General features: G+C 40.4%; 4 protein-coding genes and 1 rRNA gene. 3 read left to right on the top strand and 2 right to left on the bottom strand.

Annotated features, from left to right (window positions below; translation table 11 throughout):
* Positions 1-823 precede the first annotated feature (823 nt).
* Positions 824-1,315, bottom strand: coding sequence for a hypothetical protein (locus tag FTV48_RS14165; protein ID WP_180000736.1), 492 nt, complete (start codon positions 1,313-1,315; stop codon positions 824-826).
* Positions 1,316-1,531: 216 nt separating this feature from the next.
* Between FTV48_RS14165 and FTV48_RS14160 the strand changes: the two genes are divergently transcribed.
* Positions 1,532-2,602 (top strand): alpha/beta hydrolase, encoded by a 1,071-nt coding sequence (locus FTV48_RS14160; RefSeq protein WP_180000735.1) that lies wholly within the window; start codon positions 1,532-1,534, stop codon positions 2,600-2,602.
* Between the two features lie 71 nt (positions 2,603-2,673).
* Here FTV48_RS14160 and FTV48_RS14155 read toward each other — a convergent pair whose 3' ends face one another.
* On the bottom strand, positions 2,674-3,348 hold the full coding sequence (locus tag FTV48_RS14155; RefSeq protein ID WP_005173553.1) for an acetoacetate decarboxylase family protein: 675 nt from the start codon (positions 3,346-3,348) through the stop codon (positions 2,674-2,676).
* A 103-nt stretch (positions 3,349-3,451) separates the two neighbouring features.
* On the opposite strand from FTV48_RS14155, the gene FTV48_RS14150 reads away from it, so the two are divergent.
* Together FTV48_RS14150 and FTV48_RS14145 are read left to right on the top strand one after the other, a co-directional pair.
* On the top strand, positions 3,452-4,024 hold the full coding sequence (locus tag FTV48_RS14150; protein ID WP_005173555.1) for a peptidylprolyl isomerase A: 573 nt from the start codon (positions 3,452-3,454) through the stop codon (positions 4,022-4,024).
* 428 nt (positions 4,025-4,452) lie between these two features.
* Positions 4,453-4,572 (top strand): 16S ribosomal RNA (locus FTV48_RS14145); the annotation flags it as partial.

Raw genomic sequence — 4,572 nt, 5'->3', positions numbered from 1 at the left:
TGTTCCATTTTAGAGATTTGTTTAAGATAAGATATAACTCATTGAGATGTGTCATAGTATTCGTCGTTAGAAAACAATTATTGTGACATTATTTCAATGAGTTATCTATTTTTGTCGTGTACAGAGAAGATTTATACAAAATTCTGAATAAAACAGCGAGCAGATGGCAGGCTTTTACCGCGATATAGGCGGAGATAAATTGAAGTAAATGATCAAGGAGTCATCTGATCATTGTTGTATACGTCGCTGAATAGACAGTCTGAGCTTTAAAATAAAACATGAATTATTTGAAAATAAATATAAAAAATTGATAATCGTATTTTTAAATAAATTTAATAATTTTAATCTGTTTTAAATATTAGTAAAAAAATTGCATGATACTGACATAGACAGCGACCTTGTTCAGAGGAGAGAGCCGAACTCGGTTGCTGTTGCCTTATTTCAAGTTACTTTTTTTAAGCTGAGTTCCCCCAAGACTTGGCTTTTTTTTGCCTGATTATTTATTAGACATAAAAGCGATTAATATCTAAGCAATAAAGTATTTCTCAATAGATGAACTTTTGATTAATATTTATTCCAGATTCTATCGCTGTAGTTTCTTCTTATTTTGAAATGTGTTTTCGTGGCTTATCTTTTTCTCTAAGATAAGCCTTTTTTTTGTTAAAATTGAGCATTCTTGATTTGATCAAGATAAAAATGATGGCTTGGCGGCTTAGTCCGGCCTTCATGCAAAAATACTGCTTTTATCCAATCAGCTTGAGATAAAATTTTCCATTAAAAAAGCCTGCTACAGGCTTTTTTAACAAAGAGTGAAATCAAAGTATTAATCACGGCGATCGCGTGGACGCTGCTGTTGCTGTTGACGTCGATTATCGCTCCAGCGTGGGTTAGATGAACGGTTTTGCTGGGCTTTTCTGACACGCTGATCGGTGATCCGTTTACGATCCTGCTCCAGGCGGCGTTTATTACGTTCTGTTTCAGCCTGTTTTTGCCGTTGGATCATCATGTTTTTACGCTGCTGTTCCTGGCGTTGTCGTTCCAGCTGGCTTTTACGTTGGTCCTGTTCTAACTGTCTTTTACGGTCCTGTTCCCAGTTACGACGCTGCACTTCCTGTTTACGTCGATCCAGTTCAATACGTTTACGTTGCTGTTCATATTCCCAGCGTTGCCGATCATAACGACGATCCTGTTCATAGCGGCGATCAGAACGCTGATCATAACGGCCATCGTAGTAGCCACCATCTTCAGGGAAAGCAACACAGCCTACAGCCAAAAATGCAGTCGCCAGAGACAGAGCTATAATTTTGCCAGCCATAGGCATTCTCCCAACTTGAAATAAAAAATATACTGAAGCTCGCAAAACTACGTCAAAAATACCATTTAAATGGTCAATGACATCTTTTATAAATCAGGTTAACGTATTGGATAAAACTATATGTACGTAGATATTAAGACTTATATAAGAATATGGTCACTGAAACGCTAATCGTGTAGAAACTATGAAGAATTAAGAGAATAAGGACTAAAAATAATGACTGTGAATCATCCAGTACTGAAAAGTGTAATCGAAAAAGGGCAAGGCACAGCAGCGCGTATGCTGGATCGCTTACCTGGTATTGCACAAGACGCATTGGTTAAGGCTTTGGACTATCCTCATCACTATCCTAATTTAGACCCCATGGTCAAATGCCTGATGGCGATTCAGCTTAAACAGGGGCATGGCAGCTTTCTGAGTGAAGATGTCGCACAGGCACGGGTGGCGTTTGATGCGCGCATGAAAACAATTCAGGCCAGACCGACTGCTGTGAAAATGGTAGAAGAGCTGCGTCTGCCTTTGCAAAGTGGCAGCATCTTTGCCCGGCATTATCATCCTGCACCGCAAAAGAAGTTGCCTATGGTGATTTTTTATCATGGCGGTGCATTTATGGTGGGTGGTCTGGACAGCCATGATGAGTTCTGTCGCCTTCTGGCAGTGCATGCCAAAGTACAGGTGCTGAGTGTGGCTTATCCGCTGACACCGGAATTTAGTCCCTTGCAGATGGTACAGGTCTGTGAAGATGCCCTCGCCTGGGCACATCAGCATAGTAAACAGCTGAAAGTGTATAAAAACCGGATTGCGGTGGCGGGAGACAGTGCAGGTGGAAATCTGGCAGCAGTGGTGGCGCAGCGTAGTGCAGGCAAATCTTATGCAGCACGTGCCCAGCTCTTGCTTTATCCGGCGGTTGATTTTAAAAGCCGTCATCCCTCTTTTTATGCTTATAAAGACGGCTTGGTATTGTCAGATCAGGATATTGATCTGGTGACCTTGATGTATGCCCAAACTCACCAGATTGAACTGGATGATCCATTGGTTTCTCCCACCTATGGTCAATTGAAAAACTTGCCGCCTGCCTATGTGATTACCGCACAACATGATGTTTTGCATGATGAAGGTTCTATTTATGCACATAAATTACGTCAAAATGGGGTAAGTGTTTATTATCATGACTATATCGATCAGGCCCATGGTTTTATCAATTTAACCCCGATTTCCCGCCGTGCTAAAAAATATGTAATCGAGATCAGCAAAGATTTTCGCAAATTTTGGGATAAACATAGCTAAATCCAAAACGTGCATACAAAAAGGTGTTTCTCATGGAAATGCCTTTTTTATACCTGGCTTGATATAAGTTGTTATGGCTTGGTCGCAATCTTTGCTTCAGGGAAGATCAGATTAAACTTGGGTACATAAAAGCTCTGTAGCAACTTGGCTTTAGAAAAATCTGGAAATATATTATTGATATTTTGCCATTCCACTTGGGACAGCTTGGAGAGATGACCACGGAATTGTGGGCTGAACTGAAAACGCTGACCTTTCCAGGCTTGCTGAATTTTGAGCATAGAGGCTGGAATATGATGACTATTAATATAGAACTTGCGCGCAGATTTGGTTTTTTTGAGTCGAATCGTCATACGCTGGTTTTGATGCTGAATATGACACAATATTTCCTGATTTTTTTCCTGCCATTCAAATTCTGCATGTTCTTTGGGAATACCCCATAAATGCTGGCCGTGTACGACAGATTCATGAGTAGACACATAAATTTTAGGAATCGAGCTGAGGCGTCGTTTACTAATTAAAGGATGATCCAGAATCAGTAACTCATCATAAGGACCAATGGGTGAAGAATGATAACGCACCAATAATACTTGTACCACGCGACCCAGTGGGGAGGGGGCAATACGGAACTGCTTGGCTTGCTGAATAAAGCCGGGTGTTAGCCAGTAATTCAAAATAAAACCTTCGCCCTGTAAATGCCAAGGCGGAAACTGGTGGATATTTTGCTCCTGTAATAATGCATGGCTCATTCTTATTCTCTTGTCTTTAGTCGGCAGGCAACTGCATTATGGGTTATAAAAGATTAATATACAGTCATTCACAACCATTACTTCTAAGTAGATGAGTTAAAAAATGTTAAAGAAATCATTATATGCGATCGCCCTTACTGCCATCAGTCTGCCAGGTTTTGCTGCCAATACCCTTATTGAGATGAAAACTTCATCGGGAAATATTGAAATTGAGCTCTTTAATGATCAAGCCCCGATCTCGGCAAAGAACTTTGAAAACTATGTAAAGAGCAACTTCTATAAGGACACTATCTTTCACCGGGTCATTCCCGGCTTTATGGTGCAGGGTGGGGGCTTTGATAGCAACATGCAGGAAAAGGCCAATACCCAAGCTCCAATTAAAAATGAATCATCGAATGGTCTGCAAAATAAACGCGGTACTTTAGCGATGGCGCGTACCAATCAGCCGGATTCTGCACGAGCACAATTCTTTGTAAATCTGGTCGATAACGATTTTCTGGATCGTTCTGCCCGAAATGCAGGCTATGCGGTCTTCGGTAAGGTCACTAAAGGTATGGATATTGTCGATCAGATTGCCAAAATACCGACTCGAAACTATGGAATGCATCAAAATGTGCCGGTGAAGCCTGTAAAGATCAACAGTGTGAACATTAAAGCGCCAGTTGTGAAAAACTAGGTACAGAATAAAACAGAAATATTTAATTCATATTTCTGTTTTAAAAATATGTAGTTATATGATGTTTTGTATAAATACGAACCAAATTGGTGCATAAAAATAAAACAGTCGTGATTCCTGTGAGTTAAAAGCGCTTGCACCTGTAGGAAATTGCCCTATAATGAGCCCATACCGACGAGATAGACGGAAACGAACGAAGCAAATTGCTGAGTTGTTAAGTATATCGAAGTCCAGCTTCTGGCACTGACGAGGTGTTAGAAAGATCATTAAGAGATTATGAAGAACAACTTGTGTGGATTTTTACTGGTTGATCGATCGAAATTATTTTCATTGATTGATGGTAGAAATTACTCGAAGTTTATTTGAGAAATATTTGTCAGAAAATTGATGAGCCAAGATTGGTACCCTTTAAAGGTACTATTGATTTTAAACTGAAGAGTTTGATCATGGCTCAGATTGAACGCTGGCGGCAGGCTTAACACATGCAAGTCGAGCGGGGAAAGGTAGCTTGCTACCTAACCTAGCGGCGGACGGGTGAGTAATGCTTA

The sequence above is a fragment of the Acinetobacter sp. YH18001 genome (assembly GCF_013416975.1).
Classification (GTDB): Bacteria; Pseudomonadota; Gammaproteobacteria; order Pseudomonadales; family Moraxellaceae; genus Acinetobacter; species Acinetobacter pseudolwoffii.
The sequence above is the reverse complement of the archived record's forward strand: the minus strand, read 5'-3'. Positions and strand labels throughout refer to the sequence as shown.

Bases quoted from the DNA above. Each gene is read 5' to 3' on its own strand.
- FTV48_RS14165 (WP_180000736.1), bottom strand. From the start codon at position 1,315: ATGGCTGGCAAAATTATAGCTCTGTCTCTGGCGACTGCATTTTTGGCT.
- FTV48_RS14160 (WP_180000735.1), top strand. From the start codon at position 1,532: ATGACTGTGAATCATCCAGTACTGAAAAGTGTAATCGAAAAAGGGCAA.
- FTV48_RS14155 (WP_005173553.1), bottom strand. From the start codon at position 3,348: ATGAGCCATGCATTATTACAGGAGCAAAATATCCACCAGTTTCCGCCT.
- FTV48_RS14150 (WP_005173555.1), top strand. From the start codon at position 3,452: ATGTTAAAGAAATCATTATATGCGATCGCCCTTACTGCCATCAGTCTG.